Source organism: Pseudomonas protegens, assembly GCF_013407925.2.
Taxonomy (GTDB): Bacteria; Pseudomonadota; Gammaproteobacteria; order Pseudomonadales; family Pseudomonadaceae; genus Aquipseudomonas; species Aquipseudomonas fluorescens_AP.
In genome coordinates this window covers 3,540,260-3,563,940 of sequence record NZ_CP060201.1, presented here as the reverse complement: position 1 = coordinate 3,563,940, position 23,681 = coordinate 3,540,260, and the positions used below count along the sequence as shown (strand labels likewise).

At 64.6% G+C, this 23,681-nt stretch carries 22 protein-coding genes and 1 other RNA gene; 10 read left to right on the top strand and 13 right to left on the bottom strand.

The genetic code is table 11. The features are described from left to right. Positions 1-4 precede the first annotated feature (4 nt). Complete coding sequence (gene gcvP / locus GGI48_RS16450) at positions 5-2,878, bottom strand: aminomethyl-transferring glycine dehydrogenase (RefSeq protein WP_179599167.1); 2,874 nt, start codon at positions 2,876-2,878, stop codon at positions 5-7. 189 nt (positions 2,879-3,067) lie between these two features. Between gcvP and GGI48_RS16445 the strand changes: the two genes are divergently transcribed. Further along, the gene (locus GGI48_RS16445; RefSeq protein ID WP_179599166.1) at positions 3,068-4,207 is read left to right on the top strand and encodes a DegT/DnrJ/EryC1/StrS aminotransferase family protein; all 1,140 of its coding nucleotides are present in this window, start codon (positions 3,068-3,070) and stop codon (positions 4,205-4,207) included. Positions 4,208-4,268: 61 nt separating this feature from the next. Here GGI48_RS16445 and gcvH read toward each other — a convergent pair whose 3' ends face one another. The 9 genes from gcvH to GGI48_RS16400 all read right to left on the bottom strand — a co-directional run bounded on the left by gcvH (position 4,269) and on the right by GGI48_RS16400 (position 13,743). After that, the gene (gene gcvH / locus GGI48_RS16440; RefSeq protein WP_011064135.1) at positions 4,269-4,652 is read right to left on the bottom strand and encodes a glycine cleavage system protein GcvH; all 384 of its coding nucleotides are present in this window, start codon (positions 4,650-4,652) and stop codon (positions 4,269-4,271) included. A gap of 52 nt (positions 4,653-4,704) precedes the next feature. Further along, positions 4,705-5,787: a glycine cleavage system aminomethyltransferase GcvT gene (gene gcvT / locus GGI48_RS16435; RefSeq protein ID WP_016962909.1), complete on the bottom strand. Its 1,083-nt coding sequence runs from the start codon at positions 5,785-5,787 to the stop codon at positions 4,705-4,707. Positions 5,788-5,941: 154 nt separating this feature from the next. Continuing rightward, on the bottom strand, positions 5,942-7,558 hold the full coding sequence (locus GGI48_RS16430) for an iron ABC transporter permease (protein WP_179599165.1): 1,617 nt from the start codon (positions 7,556-7,558) through the stop codon (positions 5,942-5,944). Positions 7,559-7,799: 241 nt separating this feature from the next. Beyond that, entirely contained in the window at positions 7,800-8,801 is a 1,002-nt protein-coding gene (locus GGI48_RS16425) for an extracellular solute-binding protein (protein WP_016962908.1), read from the bottom strand. A 137-nt stretch (positions 8,802-8,938) separates the two neighbouring features. Further along, a complete protein-coding gene (locus GGI48_RS16420) occupies positions 8,939-10,156 on the bottom strand; it encodes a 2-octaprenyl-3-methyl-6-methoxy-1,4-benzoquinol hydroxylase (RefSeq protein ID WP_016962907.1) in 1,218 nt (405 codons plus the stop codon). A 9-nt stretch (positions 10,157-10,165) separates the two neighbouring features. Beyond that, complete coding sequence (locus GGI48_RS16415; RefSeq protein ID WP_016962906.1) at positions 10,166-10,651, bottom strand: DUF4442 domain-containing protein; 486 nt, start codon at positions 10,649-10,651, stop codon at positions 10,166-10,168. After that, positions 10,644-11,831, bottom strand: coding sequence for a 2-octaprenyl-6-methoxyphenyl hydroxylase (gene ubiH / locus GGI48_RS16410; protein WP_047306565.1), 1,188 nt, complete (start codon positions 11,829-11,831; stop codon positions 10,644-10,646). Before ubiH ends, GGI48_RS16415 begins: the two co-directional genes overlap by 8 nt. Then, on the bottom strand, positions 11,828-13,162 hold the full coding sequence (gene pepP, locus GGI48_RS16405; RefSeq protein ID WP_179599164.1) for a Xaa-Pro aminopeptidase: 1,335 nt from the start codon (positions 13,160-13,162) through the stop codon (positions 11,828-11,830). Before pepP ends, ubiH begins: the two co-directional genes overlap by 4 nt. Positions 13,163-13,185: 23 nt before the next feature. Beyond that, a complete protein-coding gene (locus tag GGI48_RS16400; protein ID WP_016962903.1) occupies positions 13,186-13,743 on the bottom strand; it encodes a YecA family protein in 558 nt (185 codons plus the stop codon). 235 nt (positions 13,744-13,978) lie between these two features. Here GGI48_RS16400 and GGI48_RS16395 point away from each other — a divergent pair, with 235 nt between their 5' ends. From GGI48_RS16395 to GGI48_RS16380, 4 genes are all read left to right on the top strand, one after another. Next, on the top strand, positions 13,979-14,188 hold the full coding sequence (locus GGI48_RS16395; protein WP_011064144.1) for a TIGR02449 family protein: 210 nt from the start codon (positions 13,979-13,981) through the stop codon (positions 14,186-14,188). Continuing rightward, complete coding sequence (locus GGI48_RS16390) at positions 14,185-14,508, top strand: cell division protein ZapA (RefSeq protein WP_016962902.1); 324 nt, start codon at positions 14,185-14,187, stop codon at positions 14,506-14,508. The genes GGI48_RS16395 and GGI48_RS16390 overlap by 4 nt, the downstream gene beginning before the upstream one ends. A 23-nt stretch (positions 14,509-14,531) precedes the next feature. Beyond that, a non-coding RNA gene (gene ssrS, locus GGI48_RS16385) (6S RNA) lies at positions 14,532-14,710 on the top strand. A gap of 89 nt (positions 14,711-14,799) precedes the next feature. Next, the gene (locus GGI48_RS16380) at positions 14,800-15,405 is read left to right on the top strand and encodes a 5-formyltetrahydrofolate cyclo-ligase (RefSeq protein ID WP_103740748.1); all 606 of its coding nucleotides are present in this window, start codon (positions 14,800-14,802) and stop codon (positions 15,403-15,405) included. Between the two features lie 33 nt (positions 15,406-15,438). On the opposite strand, the gene GGI48_RS16375 is transcribed toward GGI48_RS16380, so the two are convergent. Continuing rightward, positions 15,439-15,585: a hypothetical protein gene (locus GGI48_RS16375; protein ID WP_085984450.1), complete on the bottom strand. Its 147-nt coding sequence runs from the start codon at positions 15,583-15,585 to the stop codon at positions 15,439-15,441. A 197-nt stretch (positions 15,586-15,782) separates the two neighbouring features. On the opposite strand from GGI48_RS16375, the gene GGI48_RS16370 reads away from it, so the two are divergent. The 4 genes from GGI48_RS16370 to GGI48_RS16355 all read left to right on the top strand — a co-directional run bounded on the left by GGI48_RS16370 (position 15,783) and on the right by GGI48_RS16355 (position 21,215). Continuing rightward, positions 15,783-16,232 carry an EVE domain-containing protein gene (locus GGI48_RS16370; RefSeq protein ID WP_179599163.1) on the top strand — a complete coding sequence of 150 codons (450 nt, stop codon included), beginning with the start codon at positions 15,783-15,785 and terminating at the stop codon, positions 16,230-16,232. A gap of 182 nt (positions 16,233-16,414) precedes the next feature. Continuing rightward, positions 16,415-17,380 carry an HlyD family secretion protein gene (locus GGI48_RS16365; protein WP_179599162.1) on the top strand — a complete coding sequence of 322 codons (966 nt, stop codon included), beginning with the start codon at positions 16,415-16,417 and terminating at the stop codon, positions 17,378-17,380. Then, positions 17,377-20,097: a ribosome-associated ATPase/putative transporter RbbA gene (gene rbbA / locus GGI48_RS16360; protein WP_179599161.1), complete on the top strand. Its 2,721-nt coding sequence runs from the start codon at positions 17,377-17,379 to the stop codon at positions 20,095-20,097. Before GGI48_RS16365 ends, rbbA begins: the two co-directional genes overlap by 4 nt. Further along, on the top strand, positions 20,097-21,215 hold the full coding sequence (locus tag GGI48_RS16355) for an ABC transporter permease (protein WP_047306572.1): 1,119 nt from the start codon (positions 20,097-20,099) through the stop codon (positions 21,213-21,215). Before rbbA ends, GGI48_RS16355 begins: the two co-directional genes overlap by 1 nt. 101 nt (positions 21,216-21,316) lie before the next feature. On the opposite strand, the gene GGI48_RS16350 is transcribed toward GGI48_RS16355, so the two are convergent. Then, positions 21,317-21,724 (bottom strand): flagellar basal body-associated protein FliL, encoded by a 408-nt coding sequence (locus GGI48_RS16350; protein WP_016967181.1) that lies wholly within the window; start codon positions 21,722-21,724, stop codon positions 21,317-21,319. Positions 21,725-21,882: 158 nt separating this feature from the next. On the opposite strand from GGI48_RS16350, the gene GGI48_RS16345 reads away from it, so the two are divergent. Then, the gene (locus tag GGI48_RS16345; protein WP_016967180.1) at positions 21,883-22,860 is read left to right on the top strand and encodes an NADPH:quinone oxidoreductase family protein; all 978 of its coding nucleotides are present in this window, start codon (positions 21,883-21,885) and stop codon (positions 22,858-22,860) included. 12 nt (positions 22,861-22,872) lie between these two features. On the opposite strand, the gene GGI48_RS16340 is transcribed toward GGI48_RS16345, so the two are convergent. After that, complete coding sequence (locus GGI48_RS16340) at positions 22,873-23,523, bottom strand: gamma-glutamylcyclotransferase (protein WP_016967179.1); 651 nt, start codon at positions 23,521-23,523, stop codon at positions 22,873-22,875. Positions 23,524-23,681: the final 158 nt, after the last annotated feature.

Here is a 23,681-nt window from a genome sequence, read left to right as displayed (position 1 = left end):
GGACTCAGCGGTAGGCCGCCACCGGGACACAGGCGCAGAACAGGTTGCGATCACCGTAGACGTTGTCCACCCGGTTGACCGTCGGCCAGTACTTGTGGGCCCGCGCGTGGTCGCTGGGCAGCACCGCCTGCTCGATGCTGTAAGGCCGCTCCCAGGTCCCGGCGATATCCGCCAGGGTATGGGGCGCGCCCTTGAGCGGATTGTCCTCGGCCGGCCAGTTGCCCTCCTGGACCTGGGCGATCTCGGCGCGGATGCTCAGCATGGCCTCGACAAAGCGATCCAGCTCGGCCTTGGACTCGCTTTCGGTGGGCTCCACCATCAAGGTGCCCGGCACCGGGAACGACATGGTCGGGGCATGGAAGCCGTAATCCATCAGGCGCTTGGCCACATCCTCCTCGCTGATGCCGGTCAGGGCCTTGAGCGGTCGCAGGTCGAGAATGCATTCATGGGCCACCCGGCCATTACGCCCGCTGAACAGCACCGGGAAGGCGCCGTTGAGCTGAGCGGCCAGGTAGTTGGCGGCCAGGATCGCCACCTCGCTGGCATCCGCCAGTTGCGGCCCCATCAGGGCGATGTACATCCAGCTGATGGGCAGGATACTGGCGCTGCCCCAGGGCGCCGCGCTGACCGCGCCGTTCTCCGCCAGCGGTCCGTCGAGCGGCACCACCGGGTGATTGGCGACAAAGGGCGCCAGATGGGCGCGCACGCCGATGGGCCCCATGCCCGGGCCACCACCGCCGTGGGGAATGCAGAAGGTCTTGTGCAGGTTCATGTGGGAGACGTCGGCGCCGATGTCCGCCGGCCTGGCCAGCCCGACCTGGGCGTTGAGGTTGGCGCCATCCATGTACACCTGGCCGCCGTGGCTGTGGATAACTTCGCAGACCTGGCTGATGCCCTCCTCATAGACACCGTGGGTCGATGGATAAGTGGCCATCAGGCAGGACAGGCGATCGCCGGCTTCGGCGGCCTTGGCCTTGAGATCTTCCAGATCGACGTTGCCGGACTCGTCGCATTCGACGATCACCACCTGCATCCCGGCCATCTGCGCCGACGCCGGGTTGGTGCCATGGGCCGAGGCCGGTATCAGGCAGATGTGCCGCCCGCCTTGCTGGCGGCTCTCGTGGTAGCGACGAATCGCCAGCAACCCGGCGTACTCGCCCTGGGCCCCGGAGTTGGGCTGCATGCAGACCGCGTCGAACCCGGTGATGGCGCACAGCCAACGCTCCAGCTCCTCGATCATCAAGGTGTAACCGACGGCCTGCTCCCGCGGGACGAAAGGATGCAGGTTGGCGAATTCCGGCCAGGTGATGGGGATCATCTCGCTGCTGGCATTGAGCTTCATGGTGCAGGAGCCCAGGGGGATCATCGACTGGTTGAGCGCCAGGTCCTTGTTCTCCAGTTGCTTGAGGTAGCGCAGCATCTCGGTTTCGCTGTGATGGGCGCTGAACACCGGATGGGTCAGGCAGGGGCTGCGCCGCAGCAGCGCATCAGGCAGCCCCGACTCCAGCGCCTCGGCGTCCAGTTCGCCAACGTCCAGCCCGTGGTCGGCGCCAAGAAACACATCCAGCAGCCGGGCCACGGTGGTTTCGTCACAGGTTTCATCCAGGCTCAGGCCCAGCCGGCCGCGCCCGAGAATCCGCAGGTTGATCTGCTGCGCCCTGGCGCTGTCGATGATCGCCGTCTGGCTGCCCCCGACCTCCAGGGTCAGGGTGTCGAAGAAGTGCCGGTTGACCCGGGTGATCCCCTTGCGCTCAAGGCCGGCGGCGAGAATGCAGGTCAGCCGATGCACCCGCTGGGCAATGCGCTTGAGCCCCGCCGGGCCGTGATAGACCGCATAGAAGCCGGCGATGTTGGCCAGCAGCACCTGGGCGGTGCAGATGTTGGAGTTGGCCTTCTCGCGGCGGATATGTTGCTCGCGGGTTTGCAGGGCCATGCGCAGGGCCACCTGGCCCCGGGCATCCTTGGACACGCCGATGATGCGCCCGGGCATGGCGCGCTTGTACTCGTCACGGCAGGCGAAAAACGCCGCATGCGGACCGCCGTAGCCCATGGGCACGCCGAAGCGCTGGGAGGACCCCAGCACCACGTCGGCCCCCAGCTCGCCGGGCGGGGTCAGCACCAGCAGGCTGAGCAGATCGGCGGCGACACAGGCCAGGGCCTGCTGGGCGTGCAGATGGTCGATCAACGGCCGCAGGTCGCGAATCTCGCCGTGGGTATCCGGGTATTGCAGCAGGGCACCGAACACCTGATGCGCGGGCAAGTTATCCACAGCGTCGACGATCAGTTCGAAGCCAAACCCTTCGGCCCGGGTACGCACCACGGAAAGGGTCTGCGGATGGCAGTGTTCATCGACAAAGAACAGATTGCTCCTGGACTTGGTCACGCGCTTGGCCAGGGCCATGGCTTCGGCGGCCGCCGTCGCCTCGTCGAGCAACGAGGCGTTGGCCAGGTCGAGGCCGGTAAGGTCGATGGTCATCTGCTGGAAGTTGAGCAGCGCTTCGAGCCGGCCCTGGGCGATTTCCGGTTGATAGGGCGTGTAGGCGGTGTACCAGCCGGGGTTCTCCAGCACGTTGCGCAGGATAACGGTGGGCGTCAGGGTGCCGTGATAGCCCATGCCGATCAGGCTGGTCCAGACCTGGTTCTGCGCGGCATAACCCTTGAGCTTGGCCAGGGCGGCCTGTTCATCCAGCGCCGGTGGCAGGTCCAGGGCGCGATTGAAGCGGATTCCCGGTGGCACCGTCTGCTCGATCAGCTCGGTCCGGCTGCCCAGCCCGAGGCTGGCGAGCATCGCCTGCTGTTCCTGGGCATCGGGACCCAGGTGCCGGTTGAGAAAAGCGTTGGGCTCGCGTAACTGGCTCAGGGATGGCGACTGGGACATGGCAGGCTCTCCGATAAGCGGCGCTCAGCGTCGATGCAACAGGGTGCAAAGCAGCATAGCAGCCGATTCCGCCGCTCGACGCACTGGCGTCCCGAGGCAATCGGTACCATCATGCAGGGCGTTCGCGCGCCAGCCCCGGCGCGCCTCAACCCCTGCTTCCATCGTCCGCTTATCGGGTGTCCCACTGTCATGAGCCAACTGCCATTCCTGCCGTTCTCCAAACCCACCATTGATGAAGCCACCATCGCCGCCGTCGGCGAAGTGCTGCGTTCGGGCTGGATCACCAGCGGTCCCAAGGTCCAGGCTTTCGAAGCCCAGCTGTCGGAGTTCTTCGGCGGGCGCACGGTACGTACCTTCAACTCCGGCACCTGCACCATGGAGATCGCCCTGCGCATCGCCGGCATCGGCCCCGGGGATGAAGTCATCACCACGCCGATCTCCTGGGTCGCCACCGCCAACGTGATTCTCGAAGTGGGCGCCACGCCGGTGTTCGCCGACATCGATCCGATCACCCGCAACATCGACCTGGCCCAGGTCGAAGCGGCGATCACCCCGCGCACCAAAGCCATCATTCCGGTGTTCCTGGCCGGCTTGCCGGTGGACATGACTCGCCTGTATGCCCTGGCCAAGAAACACGGCCTGCGGGTGGTGGAAGACGCGGCCCAGGCCCTGGGCTCCAGCTGGAATGGCCAGCGTATCGGCGCCGGTGGCGACTTCGTGTCCTTCAGCTTCCAGGCCAACAAGAACGTCACTTCGTCCGAGGGCGGCTGCCTGGTCCTCAACACGCCGGAGGAAGTGCGCCTGGCCGAGAAGTACCGCCTGCAGGGCGTGACCCGCAGCGGCTTCGACGGCCTGGACGTGGACGTGCTCGGCGGCAAGTTCAACATGACCGACGTCGCGGCCGCTATCGGCCTGGGCCAGTTTGCCCATATCGAGGCAATCACCGCCCATCGCCGCGAGCTGGCCCGGCACTACTTCGAATGCTTCGGCAGCGACTTCGAGGCCCGCTATGGCGCCCAGCTACCGCCGGCGGATTTCAGCAACAGCAACTGGCACCTGTTCCAGCTGGTGCTGCCGGAGCGCAAGGACGGCAAGCCGGCGCGCGCCACCTTCATGGAGCAGATGCAGGAACGCGGGATCGGCATCGGCTATCACTACCCGCCGATTCATTTGCTGAGCCTGTACCGCGAGCGCGGTTTCAAGGAGGGGATGTTCCCGGTGGCGGAACGAGTCGGTCGACTGATCGTCTCGTTGCCAATGTTCACCGCCATGAGCAAGGCCGACGTGGAACGTGCGGTGGCGGCGGTGAAAGAGGTGTTGCAGGCCTAAGAGCCTTCGCCGGCCAGCCCGCCCCTGCATAAACAGGCGCGGGCAGGCCGGCGAGAACGGCTTATTCGCCGATGGCGGCCTTGTAGCCGGCGGCGTCCAGCAGCTTGTCCAGGTCACCCGGATTGCTTGGCTTGAGCTTGAAGATCCAGGCGCCGTAAGGGTCGCTGTTGAGCAGCTCGGGGCTGGCGCTCAGCTCTTCGTTGACCGCGATCACCTCACCGGCTACCGGGGCGTAGATATCGGAAGCGGCTTTCACCGACTCCACCACACCGGCCTGGTCCCCTGCGCCAAACACATTGCCGACTTCGGTCAGCTCGACGAACACCACATCGCCCAGGGCTTCCTGAGCATGGTCGCTAATACCCACGGTCACGCTGCCGTCGGCTTCCAGACGGGCCCATTCGTGACTATCGGCAAAACGCAGGTGGGCAGGGATATCGCTCATGTTCTGTGTCCTCAAGAAGAAGTGTCAGCGGCGCAATGCCGGCTGGAAATAGTTAGATCAAGGTCTTGCCGTGGCGCACGAAGGTCGGTTTGACCACCCGGACCGGGTACCACTTGCCGCGGATTTCCACTTCGGCACGGTCGGCGGTGGCCATCGGCACCCGCGCCAGTGCGATCGATTTACTCAGCGTAGGGGAGAAACTACCACTGGTGATCTCACCTTCGCCAACATCGGCGATGCGAACCACCTGATGTGCGCGCAAAACCCCGCGCTCCTCCAGCACCAGGCCCACCAGTTTCTGCTTCACCCCGGATGCGCGCTCGGCCTCCAGGGCCGTGCGCCCAATGAATTTGCGCGAGGACGGCTCCCAGGCAATGCTCCAGGCCATATTCGCCGCCAGGGGCGAAACATCCTGGTGAATATCCTGGCCGTAGAGGTTCATGCCGGCTTCCAGGCGCAGGGTGTCCCGGGCGCCCAGGCCGATGGGCGAGATCCCCGCCCCCACCAGATCGTTGAAGAAACCCGGCGCCTGCTCGGCGGGCAGGACGATCTCCAGACCGTCTTCGCCGGTGTAGCCGGTACGGGCGATGAACCAGTCGCCGTCGCTGCCGGCTTCGAAGGGTTTGAGCTGCTGGATCAGGGTGCCGCGGGACTGGGTCACCAGTTCGGCGATCTTGTGCCGGGCCTGGGGGCCCTGGATCGCCAGCATGGCCAGCTCCGGTCGCTCGCGCAGTTGCACCTGGTATTCGCCCAGTTGCGCCTGCATCCAGGCCAGGTCCTGGTCCCGGGTGGCGGCGTTGAGCGCGAGGCGATAAGCGTCCTCGAGGCGATAGACGATCATGTCGTCGACGATGCCGCCGCGCTCGTTGAGCATGGTGCTGTACAAGGCCTGGCCAGGGTGCTGCAAACGTTCGACATCATTGGCCAGCAAGTGCTGGAGCCAGACCTTGGCCTGGGCGCCGCTGACATCGATCACGGTCATGTGGGATACATCGAACACACCGCAATCACGTCGCACCTGATGGTGCTCCTCGACCTGCGAACCGTAATGCAAAGGCATATCCCAACCGCCAAAATCGACCATTTTCGCGCCGAGGGCGAGATGCAGGTCATACAGAGGCGTGCGCTGTCCCATGGGTTTCTCCTTCCGGGCGTGGCGAGGGTGCGGACTGGCGCTGCTAGGGTGAAAGCCTTGAAACAGGTGGCTTGCAGCCGATTTCAGCGTCCCGGCCAAACAGCAGGCCGCACCGAATGCCGCGCATTGTAGCTGCAAGGTGCAAGGCTGGCACCTAACCGATTCGCTGGGCCGAGCGACGGATCAGGCCAATCACCGGCAGCAGGCCAACCAGTACCAGGGTCAGCGCCGGCAACGAGGCCCGGGCCCACTCCCCTTCGCTGGTCATCTCGAAGATCCGCACCGCCAGCGTGTCCCAGCCGAACGGGCGCATCAGCAGGGTGGCGGGCATTTCCTTGAGCACGTCGACGAACACCAGCAAGGCCGCGCTCAGGGTCCCGGGCAGCAACAGCGGCAGATACACTTTGAAAAACAGTCGCGGCCCACCCACCCCCAGGCTGCGCGCGGCTTCGGGCAGCGACGGGCGAATCCGTTCCAGGCTGTTTTCCAGCGGCCCGTAGGCCACCGCGATAAAGCGCACCAGATAAGCCAGCAGCAAGGCCGACAGGCTGCCCAGCAACAGCGGCTTGCCAGCCCCGCCCAGCCAGCCGGACAGCGGGATCACCAGCTCGCGATCCAGGTAACTGAAGGCCAGCATGATCGACACCGCCAGCACCGAGCCGGGCAAGGCGTAGCCCAGGTTCGCCAGGCTGACCCCGGCGCGGATGCCCCGGGTCGGCGCTTGGCGACGGGCGAAGGCCAGCAGCAGGGCCACGCTGACGGTGATCAACGCCGCCATGCCCCCCAGGTACAAGGTATGCACGATCAATCCGGCGTAGCGCTCGTCCAGATCGAAGCGCCCGCGCTGCCAGAACCACGCCAGCAGTTGCAGCAGCGGAATCACGAAGGCACAGGCAAACACCAGCAGGCACCAGCCCGTGGCCGCCGCGGCCTTGATCCCCCGCAGGTGATACAGGGCCTTGCCCCTCGGGCGTTCATTGCCGGTACGGCTGGCCCCCCGGGCCCGGCGCTCGCCATACAGCACCAGCATCACCGCCAGCAGCAACAGGCTGGCCAGCTGCGCAGCGCTGGAAAGGCTGAAGAAGCCGTACCAGGTCTTGTAGATGGCGGTGGTGAAGGTATCGAAGTTGAACACCGACACCGCGCCGAAATCCGCCAGAGTCTCCATCAGCGCCAGGGCCACCCCGGCGCCGATGGCCGGCCGCGCCATGGGCAGCGCCACGCGCCAGAAGGCCTGCCAGGGCGATTGGCCGAGGACTCGTGCGGCTTCCATCAGCCCCTTGCCCTGGGCCAGGAAGGCATTGCGCGCCAGCAGGTAGACATAGGGATAGAACACCAGCACCAGGACCAGGATCACCCCGCCGGTGGAGCGCACCCTGGGCAGCCGCAAGCCCGTGCCGAACCACTCCCGCAGCAGGCTTTGCACCGGTCCAGAAAAGTCCAGCAGGCCGACGAAGACAAAGGCCAGCACATAGGCCGGAATGGCGAAGGGCAGCATCAGCGCCCAATCCAGCCAACGCCGTCCGGGGAATTCGCAGAGGCTGGTGAGCCAGGCCAGGCTCACCCCCAGCAGCGTGACGCCAACCCCCACCCCGAGCACCAGGGTCAGGGTGTTGTTCAGCAACCGTGGCATCTGCGTGTCCCACAGGTGGGACCAGATCTGCGCATCGACCGCCTGCCAGGACAGCAGCAGCACACTCAGCGGTAGCAGGACCAGGGCCGCTACGGCAAAGACCAGGGGATACCAGCGACGTTGGGCGGGATGGGCCACAAAGAACTCTCGGGCAGGTGGAACAGACAAAAATACTTGCGCAAAACCCGTGGGGTGAGGGAGCTTGCTCCCGCTGGGCGCCATGGCCGCGCCAACAGCTGCAACCACGTTACGCCAGTTGAATCACGTATTCAGGGCTTGCCACCGCTACGCGGTGGAACGGGAGCAAGCTCGCTCGCCACAAAAGCCCAACCGTTAAACAAAACGCCCCGCAAAAGCGGGGCGCAGTATAACGGCAGGCTCAGTTCCAGCCAGCGCGGTCCATCAAGCGAATGGCTTCGGCCTGGCGCTTGCCGGCGATTTCAACCGGCAGGGTATCGGCCACGAACTTGCCCCAGCTGGCCACTTCTTCCGAAGGCGCCACCGCCGGGTTGGCCGGGAACTCCTGGTTGACGTCGGCGAAGATCTTCTGCGCCTCAGGCGTAGTCATCCACTCCACCAGGGCCTTGGCCGCTTCCGGGTGTGGCGCGTGCTTGGTCAGGCCGATGCCCGACAGGTTGACGTGCACCCCGCGATCGCCCTGGTTCGGCCAGAACAGCTTCACCGCCAGGTTCGGCTTCTGCTTGTGCAGGCGACCGTAGTAGTAGGTGTTGACGATGCCGACGTCACATTGCCCGGCGTTGATCGCGTCCAGTACCGCGATGTCATCGGAGAACACATCGGTGGACAGGTTGTTGACCCAGCCCTTGACGATCTCTTCGGTCTTCGCCGCGCCGTGGGTTTCGATCAGGGTGGCGGTCAGAGACTGGTTGTAGACCTTCTTCGCGGTGCGCAGGCACAGGCGACCTTCCCACTGCTTGTCGGCCAGGGCTTCGTAGGTGGTCAGCTCGGAAGGTTTGACCCGCTCGGTGGAGTAGGCCAGGGTCCGCGCCCGCAGGCTGAGGCCGGTCCAGGCGTGGTTGGAAGAGCGATATTGCAGAGGAATGTTGCTGTCGATGACCTTGGAAGTGAACGGCTGCAGGATGCCCATCTGCTCGGCCTGCCACAGGTTGCCGGCATCCACGGTGAGCAGCAGGTCGGCGGTGGCGTTTTCGCCTTCGGCCTTGATCCGCTGCATCAGCGGCGCTTCCTTGTCGGTGATGAACTTGATCTTCACCCCGGTCTTCTGGGTGTAGGCATCGAACACCGGCTTGATCAGCTCATCGATACGCGAGGAGTAGACCACGACTTCATCGGCGGCCTGGGCGGCGCTGCCGATGAGGGTGAGGGCCAGGGCAGTCAGTAGACGCTTCGGTGCCAACATGGGAGCAGTCTCTCGATTTCAAAATGAGGCGAAATGATAAGGACTCCCATTTGCCATCTCAACCGAACCCGGCGCCGAGGCGTTACCAGATGTTGCGTAGGACCGCCCTCAAGCACGCGCCACCTTCGCGTCGGGTCCTAGGCTCTCGCCAGCTCTGGCAGATCGCCGCTCAGGCCCAGGGCCTGGCGCACGAAGACCGCCTTGGCCTCGGGCATTTGCTCGATCACCTTGAGGCCCGTGTTGCGCAGCCAGCGCAGTGGCAGCGGATCGGCCTGGAACAAGCGTTCGAAGCCTTCCATGGCCGCCATCAGCGCCAGGTTGTGCGGCATGCGCCGGCGCTCGAAACGACTGAGGACCTTGACCTCGGCCAGGCGCTCGCCACGACCGGCCGCTTGCAGCAGCACTTCGGCCAGTACCGCGGCATCGAGAAAGCCCAGGTTGACCCCCTGCCCCGCCAACGGATGGATGGTGTGGGCCGCGTCGCCGATCAGCGCCAGGCCTTCGGCCACATAGCGCTTGGCATGCCGCTGGCGCAGCGGTACGCAGAGCCGCGGGTCGGCGCCGAGCACCTTGCCTAAACGGCCTTCGAAGGCGCGCTCCAGTTCAACGCAGAAGCGCTCGTCGTCCAGGGCCATCAGGCGCTCGGCTTCAGTGGGCGTGGTGGACCAGACAATCGAGCACCAATCCTGCTGCCCATCCCGTACCAGCGGCAGGAAGGCCAGCGGGCCGGTATCGGTGAAGCGCTGCCAGGCGGTCATTTGGTGAGGCTGGCTGCTGCGCACGCTGGTGACAATGGCGTGGTGCAGGTAGTCCCATTCGCGGGTGGCACAGCCGGTCAGGCGGCGCACCGCCGAGTTGGCGCCGTCGGCGGCGATCACCAACGGTGCGCGCAACACCCGACCATCGGCCAGGGTCAGCAGCCAGTCATCGCCGGAGCGGCGCATCTGCTCCAGGCGGGCATTGGCCAGCAGGCCGATGTCGCATTCGTGCAGACGTTCGAGCAGGGCGTCCTGCACCACCCGGTTCTCGACGATATGCCCGAGCACCTCGGCATGCACGCTGGACGCGGAGAAGTGGATCTGCCCGGTGCCGCTGCCATCCCAGACCTGCATGTCGCAGTAGGGGCTGCTGCGACGCCGGACGATGCCGTCCCAGGCGCCAAGGCGTTCGAGGATGCGCTGGCTGGCCGCCGACAAGGCGCTGACCCGGGGCTCGAACGGCGACTCGGCGGCGAAGGGTTTGACACTCAAGGAGCCGCCATCGAGCAGCAGCACTTCCAGGCCGCTGCCCTGCAACGCCAGCGCCAAGGCACTGCCGACCATTCCGGCTCCGACAATCAGCACATCTGCGCGCATTTCCATGCTTTAGGCCTGTCTCGCTTGCGGCTTGCGCCGCACATAAAGGGTTTTATCGACCCGCGCCACCAGGGTGCCGGAGCCGTCATGAATCTCGACCTGCAACTGCGGCAGGTACTTTTCGCCATTGGCGGTCTGCCGGCGCACTTCGTCGAGCAGCGCCTGGTCGATGCTGAACCGGGCAAACACCGGCCCCCTGCCCGGGGCAATGAAATCGATAGCCGCGGCCTTGTCCCAGACGATGTAGTCGCGGCCCAGGTTCTCCATCAGCATCAGCATGAAAAACGGGTCCACCATCGAATACAGGCTGCCACCGAACTGGGTGCCGACATAGTTGCGGTTGTACCAGCCCAGGCCCATGGAGACCTGGACTTCGCGCAAATCCGCGCTGATCTGGCGAATCCGCACACCGGCCCCCAGATAGGGCGGATACAGGTTCATCACCCAGCGCAGCAAGCGTGCCTTGCCGACGCGTCGGGCCAGCCACTCACGCATCCGGGCGAGTACCCAGGCCCATGGCCTGGCGCGCGAACCAGCGCTTGGCCGGGGGCAGCAGGTCCAGTCCGAGCAGGCCGAGGTTGCGGCCCACCGACAGCAGCGGCAGCTTGCTGCCAAACAGTCGGGTGACCTGATCGGAGAAGCCCACGGTCAGGTTCTGGTCCAGGCGCTGACGCTCGCGATAGGCCTGCAACACGGCAAAATCCCCGGGCAACTGCTCGCTGGCCAGCAAGGCGTCGGCCAGGGCCTGGGCGTCACGCAGCGACAGGTTGAAGCCCTGGCCGGCAATCGGATGCAGGCTGTGGGCGGCGTTGCCCAGCACCACCAGATGCGGGCGCACCTGCTCTTCGGCTTCTACCAGGGACAGCGGGTACAGATGCCGCGCCCCCACTTGTTTCAGGGTGCCCAGGCGATAACCGAACACGCCCTGCAGTTCGCTGAGGAAACTGCGCTCATCCAGTTCGGCCAGACGCTGGGCGTCCATGCCCTGGCGCGTCCAGATCAGCGCGCAGCGGTTGTCCGGCAAGGGCAGCAGCGCCATCGGGCCGTCGTCGGTGAAGCGCTCGAAGGCCATGCCGTTGTGGGCTTCGCTGGGGGTGATGTTGGCGATCAGCGCACTCTGGTTGTAAGGGCGATTCCGGACCCCGATCCCCAGCTGTTCGCGCAGGCCGGAACGACCGCCATCGGCGAGCACCGCCAGGTCGCATTCCAGGGTGGTTTCGTCATTCAGGGTCAGGCGATAGCCGCCTTCCAGAGGCTCCAGGCGGGTGACTTCCGCCGGGCAGCGCCAACTGATCACGTCCTTGTCCAGGCCCTGCCACAGGCATTGGCCGAGCCAGGCGTTTTCCACCACATAGCCCAGGGCCGGAACGCCCTCTTCCATGGCCGACAGGCGCGCCGTGGAAAACCGCCCGCGGTCGGACACGTGAATCTGCTTGATCGGCTCGGCGCGCCGGGAAATCGCCTGCCACAGGCCCAGGCGCTGGTAGATCTGCCGGGCACCGAAAGACAGCGCCGAAGAGCGCGCATCGTAGCTGGGCTGGAAGCTGTCGCCGGGGGCGAACGGCTCGATCAGCACGATCTTCCAGCCCCGGGCCTTGGCGCCAGCCTGCAGGGCCAGGGCCAGGCTGGCACCGACCAGGCCGCCACCGATGATGGCCAGATTGACCCGGCTCATGAGGCCTGGACCCGGGCGGCGGCCATCAACGCCTCGATTTCGGCGACGCTTTTCGGTACGCCGCCCGTCAGAATTTCACAGCCCTGCTTGGTCACTACCACGTCGTCCTCGATGCGCACGCCAATGCCGCGCCACTTCTTAGCCACCTGCTGGTTGTCCGGGGAGATATAGATGCCCGGCTCCACGGTCAGCGCCATGCCGACCTCCAACACCCGCCACTCGCCGCCGACCTTGTATTCGCCGACATCGTGTACATCCATGCCCAGCCAGTGTCCGGCGCGGTGCATGTAGAAGGCTTTGTAGGCCTCGCTGGCGATCAGCTCGTCGACGCCGCCTTCCAGCAGGCCCAGTCGCACCAGACCGGCGGTGATGACCCGAACCGTCGCCTCGTGGGCCTGGTTCCAGTGCTTGTTCGGGGCGATTTCGGCAAACGCCGCTTCCTGGGCCGCCAGCACCAGTTCGTAGATCGCCTTCTGCTCGGGCGAGAACTTGCCGTTGACCGGCCAGGTCCGGGTGATATCGCTGGCGTAGCAGTCGATTTCACAACCGGCGTCGATCAGCACCAGATCGCCATCCTTGAGCAGGGCGTCATTCTGTTGGTAGTGCAGGATGCAGCTGTTGCGCCCCGCCGCGACGATGGAACCATAAGCCGGCATCTTCGCCCCGCCCTTGCGGAACTCGTAATCCAGCTCGGCCTCCAGACTGAACTCGTGCAATCCGGGGCGACTGGCCTGCATGGCGCGGATATGGGCCTGGGCGGAAATCCGTGCAGCTTCGCGCATCACCTTCACTTCCGCCGCCGATTTATACAGGCGCATGTCGTGCAGCAGATGATCCAGGGCAACGAATTCGTTCGGCGGCTGGGCGCCAAGGTGCGCTTTAGAGCGGATCACGTTGATCCATTCCATCAGGTGACGATCGAACTCGGGGTTGCTGCCCATGGCCGAATAGACCCGGTCACGACCTTCGATCAGGCCCGGGAGAATGTCGTCGATGTCGGTGATGGGAAACGCATCGTCCGCGCCATAGTCGCGGATCGCGCCTTCCTGGCCTGCCCGCAGGCCGTCCCAGAGCTCGCGCTCGGCATTGCGCTCACGGCAGAACAGCAGGTACTCGCCATGCTCGCGACCGGGCATGAGCACGATTACGGCCTGGGGCTCGGGGAAACCGCTGAGGTACTGGAAATCGCTGTCCTGGCGGTAGACATGCTCCACATCGCGGTTGCGAATGGCCACGGCGGCGGCCGGCAGGATCGCAATGCTGTTGGGCTCCATCTGCGCCATGAGCGCCTTGCGGCGACGGCTGTATTCCGTTTTAGGGATATGAATCATGGGCAGATGCAGTTCCCTGTCGATCAGTGCAGAGAAGGCTTGGCAGCCGGTGCAACGGTCTTGTTGGTTTCGGTGAACAGCAGCAACGGCGCGACCCGCAGGTACTCCATCACTTCCATGTAGTCGCTTTCGCCGTCGTCGGACTCTTCCAGTGCATCCTGGACCTGAGCGATGGCGGCAAGGTCCTGCAACACTTCCGTGGCCTCGGCGCTCAGGGCGCTGCTGTCACGGGAATTGAGGCCGAAACCGGCGAGGAAGCCCTGGCACCACTGGCCCAGGGCCGCGGCACGCTCGGTCAGGGGAGCGTCGTCGCTGGGCAGCAGCAGGACCACGGTCATGTCGTCGCTGGTGAGTTCGCCCTTGACCATTTCCTGCAGGCCGATCAAGGCGTTGCGCACGTTGTCTTGCGGCTCGCCTTCGAGCAGCTCGGCGGCGTCCACCAACCAGCCGTCGACCTCGAAGCCGGCGCCGGCGCAGCTGCGACCCAGCAACAGGCCGTGCAATTCGGCAGGAGAAACAGGATGACCACTGCTGCTGAGCAGGGTGGCGAAGGCGTTGTACGGGGAATTCTGAATGGGCATGGGCAGCTAGGCGCCAAGCGGCGCAATGTCTAGAATGAAGGCCTTGTATCGTAGGGCGTGTCATCATTCATTGCCAGCGCCGCGTTGCGCCTCGCGCCCCGTTACAGCGGTCCGCCGGGCCTTGGGCGACGGACAGATTGCCGACCGGACAGCACCGAATGCGCAAGGACCGTTCAGGCCGTCCAGGCGCTGTCCAGCCAGTTGCCACTCATCAGACCAACTTCAGTGGGACACAATGGAAGACACCGACCTGCACGCACTGATGGCCAGACTCGAACTGCTTATTACCCGGGTCGAGCAACTAAAGAGTCAAAACGCACTCTTATTAGCTCAGGAAAAGACCTGGCGCGAGGAACGCGCGCACCTCATTGAAAAAAACGAAATCGCCCGGCGTAAGGTCGAATCGATGATTTCGCGCCTCAAGGCCCTGGAGCAAGACTCATGAGTTCAAGCAATAGCGTTACCGTGCAGATCCTCGACAAAGAATATTCGATCATCTGCCCCCAGGAAGAGCGCAGCAATCTGGTGAGCGCCGCCCGTTACCTGGACGGCAAGATGCGCGAGATCCGCAGCAGCGGCAAAGTCATCGGTGCCGATCGCATCGCGGTCATGGCCGCGCTGAACATCACCCACGATCTGCTGCACCGCCAGGAGCGTCCGGATGTGCAGGCCAGCGCCACCACCCGCGAACAGGTCCGGGATCTGCTGGAACGTGTTGACCTGGTCCTGGCCACCGATTCGGACGCAAGCAAAGCTGATTCCTGACAGCGGTTGCGGTATACTCCCGCCACTCCCTGGGGTGCTTGCCAGTTGGCGATGTCCCTGAGCCGATTCGCACTACCCTGGAAGTTGCACGTTGGGCTGGTGTGCATGTCCGCTAGACGGAAAGCCTTAAAGCCTGCTGCATCTTCCGCCTTGAACTTTCGGGTTCAAGGGCTAAGTCGACAGCGGTTCGCCTGGGGAGCCTGAATTATCAGCCAATGCCAGTTATCCATGCTGGCATTGGTTTTTCCGGGTAGGCTGTTCTGCCATGTCCGACTCTCCATAGCCTCCTCCATGACCGAACCTGCGCCGCTTTCCCGCCCGCAACTTCGACGCATGCTGCGTAAAGCCCGTCGTGCCCTGACACCAGCCCAGCAACGCCAGGCCGCCCGTGGTCTGTACCGCCAACTGGCGCAGAACCCGGTGTTTCGTCGAGCCCGACACCTGTCCCTGTATTTGCCCACCGATGGCGAAATCGACCCGCGCCTGCTGCTGCGTGCCGCCCAACGCCGGGGCAAGGCCACCTACTTGCCTGTGCTCAGTGCCTGGCCACGAACCAAGATGGTATTCCAGCGCATCCGGCCCGGAGAAAAACTACGCCCCAACCGCTTTCGCATCCTCGAGCCGCGGACCAACGCCGCACGGCAACGCAAGGTCTGGGCACTGGATCTGGTGCTCCTGCCCCTGGTGGGATTCGATGAAGAGGGGGGACGCCTGGGAATGGGCGGCGGCTTCTACGACCGCAGTCTGGCTTACCTGGCGCGGCGCCAGAACTGGCGCAAGCCAAAGCTGCTGGGCCTGGCCCATGAATGCCAGAAAGTCGCGAGACTGGATCAGGCCAGCTGGGATGTGCCGCTACAAGGCACGGTGACGGATCAGGGATGGTACTGCGCCCGATAGGCGTTGCCTTCTCTCAGCGACGCCAGGGCAGGTTCAGCGCTTGAAGGGTTGCGGCTGTTGGGCGATCTCGATCGGAGCATCGGTCTTGTTGGCCCACAAGCTTTGCGCATAACCGGTGGTTACAACGCCCAAACCGAACAAAATAACCAAAATCCATAGTAAATCCGGTTGGCGTTTCATCGATTGCCCCCCCTCGGGCAAGTCACACACGATGACAGCAACGGTTTCCATAACAGGCCGTGCAGCAGCGTCAAGCTTAAAATCCCGGCATTTTGCGATAACGTGAACCGACACGCAAACGCTGGCGTCAACCGACCGTCGGTTTGTCATAAAATCCTCCGGCAACCTGCCCAATCACCCTTTGGAGGGTAAGAAACATGGCCTATTGGCTGATGAAATCCGAGCCGGACGAACTCTCGATCCTCGGCCTGCAGCAGCTTGGCCAAGCCCGTTGGGATGGAGTACGCAACTACCAGGCGCGCAATTTTCTGCGCAGCATGGCCGTCGGTGATGAGTTCTTCTTCTATCACTCCAGCTGCCCGGAGCCTGGCATCGCCGGTATCGGCCGGATCATCAAGGCGGCCTACCCGGACCCGACGGCCCTGGAACCGGACAGCCACTACTTCGACCCCAAGGCCAGCGCCGAAAAGAATGCCTGGAGCGCCATCGACGTGGCCCACGTGCAAACCTTCGACAAGGTCCTGCGCCTGGACTACCTCAAGCAGCAAACCGCCCTCGCCGAAATGCCCCTGGTGCAGAAGGGCAGCCGCCTGTCGGTGATGCCGGTCACCGCCGAGCAATGGGCTGCCGTCCTCACCCTGCTCTGAGCATCCCCCAAGTCGCCGGGGCCTGATCCGGGCTGCGGCGGCAGTGGCGGTTTTTTTGCCCCGATCGCCATGCAGCCTGTGGACAATAGGTTTAGTCTTGCCCCTTTCATTTGACGAGCATCAAGCGGGCAAAAGCCTGGCTCTGTCAGACTTGGACGCTATAGCCGCAGGACGCAGAACACATGTCGACGAACCACCGTTCCTCCCGCATTTTCGCTGTTTCCCTCTTGATTCTGTTGCTCGCCGCTGGTGGCTTCGGCTACTGGAAATCCCTCCAGGATCGCCTGCCGGAAGGCCTGAGCATGGGCAATGGCCGTCTTGAGGCCACTGAGGTGCAGATCGCCAGCAAGATCCCCGGGCGCCTGGCGGAAGTGCGGGTCAACGAAGGCGACAAAGTGCTCCAGGGTCAACTGCTGGCCCGCATGGATACCCGTACCCTGGAAGCCCAGCGCAACCAGGCCGAGGCCGAGGTGCTGCGGGCACGGGAAAACCTGTCGGCCGCCGAAGCCAACGTCCAGCTGCGCCAGAGCGAGCAACTGCTGGCCAACCAGGAGCTCAAGCGCTCCCAGGAACTGTTTCGCCGCGGCTTCGCCAGCCAGCAGATCATCGATCAGCAACAGGCTCGGTTGAACACCGGAAATGCCGCCGTACAGGCAGCCCAAGCCCAGGTTGCCGCGGTCAAGGCCGCCATTGGCGCCGCCCAGGCCCAGGTGGCCCAGCTCACCAGCGAGATTGACGACAGCAGCCTGCGGGCGCCCATCGACGGCATCATTCAGTTGCGCCTGGCCGAGCCCGGCGAAGTCCTGGGTGCCGGCGGCCGGGTGCTGCTGCTGATCGACCCCAACGATCAATACATGAACCTCTATCTGCCGGCCTCGGTGACCGGTCGCCTGACCGTTGGCGATGAGTCGCGAATCCTGCTCGACGCCCTGCCCAACCAGCCACTGCCGGCGAAGATCAGCTTCGTCGCCGCCAAGTCCCAGTTCACCCCCAAAGAAGTGGAAACCCGGGACGAGCGCCAGAAGCTAGTGTTTCGGGTCAAGGTGCGCCTGACTCAACCTGCCGCCGTGCCTCAGGCCAAGCCGGGAATGCCCGGTGCCGGTTATGTGCGCACGGCTCCCGTGGACTGGCCGGCTAACTTGAAATGAGCGGCCTGGCGCTGCAAGCCAGCGGCATCAGTCATCGCTACGGCTCCCAGCAAGCGCTGGTCGATATCAGCTTCAACCTGCCGGCGGGCACCCGCTGCGGCTTGATCGGGCCGGACGGCGCCGGCAAGTCGAGCCTTCTGGGCTTGATCGCCGGGGTCAAGAAGCTGCAGCAGGGCGAGCTTGAGGTGCTTGGCGGGGCGATTTCCCAGCGCCGCCACCGCCGCAGCCTGTATCCGCGTATCGCCTTCATGCCCCAGGGCCTGGGCGGCAACCTGTATCCGGATCTGTCCATCAGCGAGAACATCCGCTTCTTCGCCACCCTGTTCGGTCTGCCTCGCGACGAATGCGAGCAGCGCATGCACAGCCTGCTGCTGGCCACCGACCTGCTGCGCTTTGCCGAGCGCCCGGCGGGCAAGCTGTCCGGCGGGATGAAACAGAAACTCGGCCTGTGCTGCGCGTTGATCCACGAGCCGGACCTGCTGATTCTCGACGAACCCACCACCGGGGTTGACCCGCTGTCCCGGCGGCGCTTCTGGGAGCTGGTGGAAGACGTGCGCCAGCAGCGTCCGCAACTGACCCTGCTGGTGGCCACCGCCTACATGGAAGAAGCCGAGCAGTTCGAGCACTGCCTGATGCTCGACAAAGGCCGGATGATTGCCCAGGGCCTGAGCCAGGAGCTGGCGAAAGTGACCGCCAGCGGCAAGCTGGACGATGCCTTCACCCACTTTCAGGGCGACACGGGCCACGACAGTCAGCCACTGGTGATTCCGCCCCGCTCCGGCGACAACCACGACATCGCCATCGAGGCCCACGAGCTGACCCTGCGCTTTGGCGACTTCACCGCGGTCAACAAGGTCAGCTTCGCCATCGGTCGCGGGGAGATCTTCGGCTTCCTCGGCTCCAACGGCTGCGGCAAGACCACCACCATGAAGGTCCTCACCGGACTGATGCCCGCCACCGAAGGCAGCGCCAAGCTGCTGGGCAACCCGGTGGACGCCAAGGACCTGGCCACCCGCAAGCGGGTCGGCTTCATGTCCCAGAGTTTTTCCCTGTACGGCGAGCTCAGCGTGCGCCAGAACCTGGAGCTGCACGCCCGCCTGTTCGACCTGCCGAAAGCCGAAAGCGGCCCGCGCATCGAGGAACTGATCCAGCGCTTCGATCTCGGGGCGATTGCCGAGCAGCAATCCGGCGCCCTGCCCCTGGGCCTGCGCCAGCGCCTGTCCCTGGCGGTGGCGGTGCTGCACCGTCCGGAAGTGCTGATCCTCGACGAGCCCACTTCCGGGGTCGACCCGGCCGCCCGTGACGACTTCTGGCGCCTGTTGATCGAGCTGTCCCGGGAACAGGGCGTGACCATCTTCCTGTCCACTCACTTCATGAACGAAGCCCAGCGCTGCGATCGCATTTCGTTGATGCACGCCGGCAAGGTACTGGCCTGCGACACACCCGCGGCGCTGCAACAGCAGTTTGCCGGCGACACCCTGGAAGCCGCCTTTGTCCGCTGCCTGGAAGAGGCCCAAGGAACCGCGGAGGCCGCGCCAGCGCCTCCTCCGGCGGCGGCCGCCGGACATGCCATCGCCGCTCCACGCTCGGGCCTGAGCCTGGCCCGGCTGCTGGCGGTGGCCACCCGCGAAGGCAAGGAACTGCTGCGGGACAAGGTACGCCTGGGCTTCGCCCTGCTGGGGGCGATCTTCATGATGGTGATCTTTGGCTACGGCATTTCCCTGGATGTGGAAAAGCTCGCCTTCGCCGTCTACGACCAGGACCAGACGCCGCAAAGCCGCGCCTATCTGGAGGCTTTTCGCAGCTCGCGCTACTTCGAGGAAAAACCCAGCATCCGCAGCGCCCCTGAACTGCACCGGCGCCTGCAGCGTTCGGAGATCAAGCTGGCCCTGGAAATCCCGCCCGGCTTCGGCCGCGACCTGTATGCCGGGCGCCAGCCGACAGTGGCCGCCTGGCTGGACGGCGGCATGCCGTTTCGCGCGGAAACCAGCCGCAACTACGTCGAGGCGGTACACCAGGCCAACCTCGAACTCCTGGCCGAACACAGCAGCCCGGCACTGAACGCAAGACCCGCCGCCAAGCTGGAAACGCGCTTTCGCTACAACCAGGACGTGGTCAGCGTCAACGCCATCGGGCCCGGGGTCATGGCGCTGATCCTGGCGTTCATTCCGGCCATGCTCACCGCCCTGGGAATCGTTCGCGAAAAGGAACTGGGCTCGATCACCAACTTCTATGCCACGCCCCTGACCCGCCTGGAGTTCCTCCTGGGCAAGCAGGCGCCCTACCTGGTGGTGAGCCTGATCAACCTGGGCTTGCTGGTGGCCATGAACCGCTGGCTGTTCGGCGTGCCCTTCAAGGGCAGCGGCCTGACCCTGGCCCTGGGCGGGGTGCTCTACGTGCTGGCCACCACCAGCATGGGCCTGCTGATCTCGGCCTTCACCCGCACCCAGATCGCCGCGATCCTCGGCACCATGATCATTACCAGCCTGCCGACCATCCAGTTCTCCGGCTTGATCGTGCCGCGCTCGTCGCTGGAGGGATCGGCGGCGATCATGGGACAGCTGTTCCCCGCCGGGCACTTCCTCGACATCGCCGTCGGCACCTTCACCAAGGCCCTGGACCTGCGTGAGCTCTGGCCTCAGTGCCTGGCCCTGATCGGGTTCTTCCTTGGCTTCACCGGGCTCAGCCTGGTCATGTTGAAAAAGCAGGAGGTCTGATGAACCGGCTCGCCCATATCCTGCGCCTGGGTCTCAAGGAGCTCACCAGCCTGCGCCACGACAGCGTCCTGCTGTTGTTCCTGTTCTACGCCTTCACCGTGGCCATCTACCTGCCGGCGGCCGGCTCGGTCATCGGCGTGCACAACGCCAGCGTGGCCCTGGTGGATGAGGACCACAGCGCGCTGTCGCGACAGCTGGCCGAAGCCCTGCAACCACCCGAATTCCAGGCCCCGGTATCGCTGCCCTACAACCGACTGGACGAAGTGATGGACAGCGGCCAGTACACCTTCGTGATCAACATCCCCGCCAACTTCCAGAGTGATCTGCTGGCCGGCCGCCAGCCGGCGGTGCAGGTCAACGTCGATGCCACCGCCATGAGCCAGGCGTTCATGGGCGCCGGCTACATCGGTCGGATCTTCCAGCGCGAGCTGCTCAGCTACGCCAATCAGGCGGATGCCGCGAGCAAGGCCCCGGCCCTGCTGACCACCCGCGCCCTGTTCAACACCAATCTGCAAGGCGGCTGGTTCCTGGCAGTGATCCAGATCGTCAACAACATCACCATCCTGGCCATCATCCTCACCGGCACCGCGCTGCTGCGCGAACGCGAGCACGGCACCCTCGATCACCTGCTGGTGCTGCCGCTGACGGCGCTGGAGATCATGCTGGCGAAGGTCTGGAGCAACATGCTGGTGGTGGTGTTGTGCACCTGGATATCGCTGGAGGTGATAGTCAAGGGCGTGCTGGGGGTGCCCCTGGCGGGCTCCATGGGGCTGTTCCTGATGGTCACGGCGCTGTATCTGTTCGCCAGCACCGCCCTGGGAATCTTCCTCGCCACCCTGGCCCGTTCGACCCCGCAATTCGGCCTGCTGGCGATCCCGGTGATCATTCCGATGCTGCTGCTGTCCGGCGGCAGCACACCGCTGGACAGCATGCCGCAATGGCTGCAATGGGTGATGCAGGGCTCGCCATCCACGCACTTCGTCAGCCTCAGCGCGGCGATCCTGTTTCGTGATGCGGGCGTCAGTGTGGTCTGGCCCGACCTGCTGGCCCTGGCGACGATCGGGCTGGTGTTCTTCGCCATCGCCCTGGCGCGCTTTCGCAAAAGCCTGGCCTCGTGACCCGTACCTTGTAGGAGCCGGCTGGCCGGCGAAGGGGCTTCAGCCCTGCGTCGCCCTCTCGGGCGTCTTCGCTGGCAAGCCAGGCCCTACAGCGGGCAGGCCTATTGGATGATCAGGTTGTTGAACAACAGGTCTTCCACCACCGGTTTGCCGGTTTCGTCGTTCATCACTTGCTGCACCTGCTTGAGGGCTTCCTGGCGCAGCTTCTCCTTGGCCTCGACGTTGTTCATGGTCTCAGTGGTCTGCTGGGCAAACAGCGCCACCAGTTGGTTACGGATCAGCGGCTCGTTGGCCTTGACCGCCTGGGCCGAAGCGTCGCCGGTCACTCGCAGGGCCACGTCGGCCTTGTAGACCTTGAGCTTGGGGCCGCCATCCAGGCCGTAGTTGCCGACAAAGGGCGGACTCAGGCTGATGTAGCTGACTTTCGGTGCTTCACCTTCTTTGGCCTCTTCAGCCCCGGCTGCCATGGGCAGGGAGAGGGCCAGCAGCAACATGATCCACGCTTTCACAATTCGCTCCTTAATCCGGTTTGCGGCCTAGCATAAAGGCCCGCCCGCCTGAGCCCAAGCACAAGCTTATGGCTGCCCATCAGGGCCGGGCATGCTCATTGACCGCCTGATTCACACTCCTACACTTATCGGCCACCAACCCCAAAGGAATAGCCCTGATGAAAGCCGTGCTGTGCAAAGCCTTCGGCCCCGCCGAAACGCTGGTGCTGGAAGAGGTCGCAAGTCCCGTGCCGAAGAAGAACGAGATCCTCCTGGACGTGCATGCCGCTGGGGTGAATTTTCCGGACACCCTGATCATCGAGGGCAAATACCAGTTCAAGCCGCCCTTTCCCTTTTCCCCCGGTGGCGAGGCCGCCGGCGTGGTCAGCGCGGTGGGCGAGAAAGTCAGCCATCTCAAGGTCGGCGACCGGGTCATGGCCCTGACCGGCTGGGGCAGCTTTGCCGAACAGGTGGCAGTGCCGGGCTACAACGTGCTGCCGATTCCCGCCGCCATGGACTTCAACACCGCCGCCGCGTTCAGCATGACCTACGGCACCTCGATGCACGCCCTCAAGCAGCGCGGCCACCTGCAACCGGGCGAAACCCTGCTGGTGCTCGGTGCCTCGGGCGGGGTCGGGCTGGCGGCGGTGGAAATCGGCAAGGCCATGGGCGCCCGGGTGATCGCCGCCGCCAGCAGCGCGGAAAAGCTCGCCGTGGCCAAGGCCGCCGGTGCCGATGAGCTGATCAACTACAGCGAAAGCAACCTGAAGGACGAGATCAAGCGCCTGACCGACGGCAACGGCGCCGACGTGATCTACGACCCGGTGGGCGGCGACCTGTTCGATCAGGCGGTGCGCTCCATCGCCTGGAACGGCCGCTTGCTGGTGGTGGGCTTTGCCAGCGGACGCATTCCCGAATTGCCGGTGAACCTGGCGCTGCTCAAGGGCGCGGCGGTGGTGGGGGTGTTCTGGGGTTCCTTCGCTCAGCGCCAGCCTCAGGACAACGCGGCGAATTTCCAGCAGCTGTTCGACTGGTTCGCCGCGGGCAAGCTCAAGCCGCTGGTGTCCCAGGTCTATCCCCTGACGGCAGCCGCCCGGGCCATCGATGATCTGGGCCAGCGCAAGGCGGTGGGCAAGGTGGTGGTGCAGGTCCGCTGAGGGCGGCTGCCATCAATGGGCCGCAACGCCCTTGCAGCGCTTGAGCCGCGCCTCCAGATTGCGATCCGGCATGGCGTGGTTGCGCAGGGCCTGAACGGTCTGTTCAACGTAATCGCGGGTGGTGCCATAACGCCCGCAGGCACTCTCGAACACCTGGCTCAGCACATGATCCGGCAGATTGCCGGCATAGCTGGGCAGGTGCCGCTCCAGCACGAATCCCAGGGCCTGGACCTGGCTGCCGTCCTCGAGACGGCAGTTGAGCCAGTGCGGACGGTACGAGGGATAAGGCATTTCACGCTGCCACAGGGCGTACAGCGAAGCATCCAGATGCTCTTCCGGCAGCCGGTAGGCAAAGCCGCTGCAGGAGCCGCCGCGATCCAGGCCGAACACCAGGCCCGGCATCTCCGGCGTGCCGCGGTGCTCGTGGGACCACAAATACAGACCGCGATGATAACCATGTACCCGGCCGCGCATGCGCTCGACCGCCGAACACTCCGGGCGCCAGATCAATGAGCCATAGGCGAACAGCCAGACCGGCCCGCCCTTGTGCCGGGCCATGGTGGATTGCATGGAGCTGCGAAGTTGTTCGTGGGTCAGCTGCGGCCCCAGATCGAGCCGCGGAGGGTAAGCCAGATTCAGATAACTGGATTCAAGGGCTGTCATGGCGAATAGCGTTCTGCTCCCCGCGTAAAAGAAGTTACTGAATAGAACGCCTGGCAGTAACTACAAGACACAAAAGTTTCACGGCAAGTTAAGTGCCACTAGCGCAGCACTTTCAAGTTGAAGGCTTATATATAACCTACCGGCATTTATTTAATTAG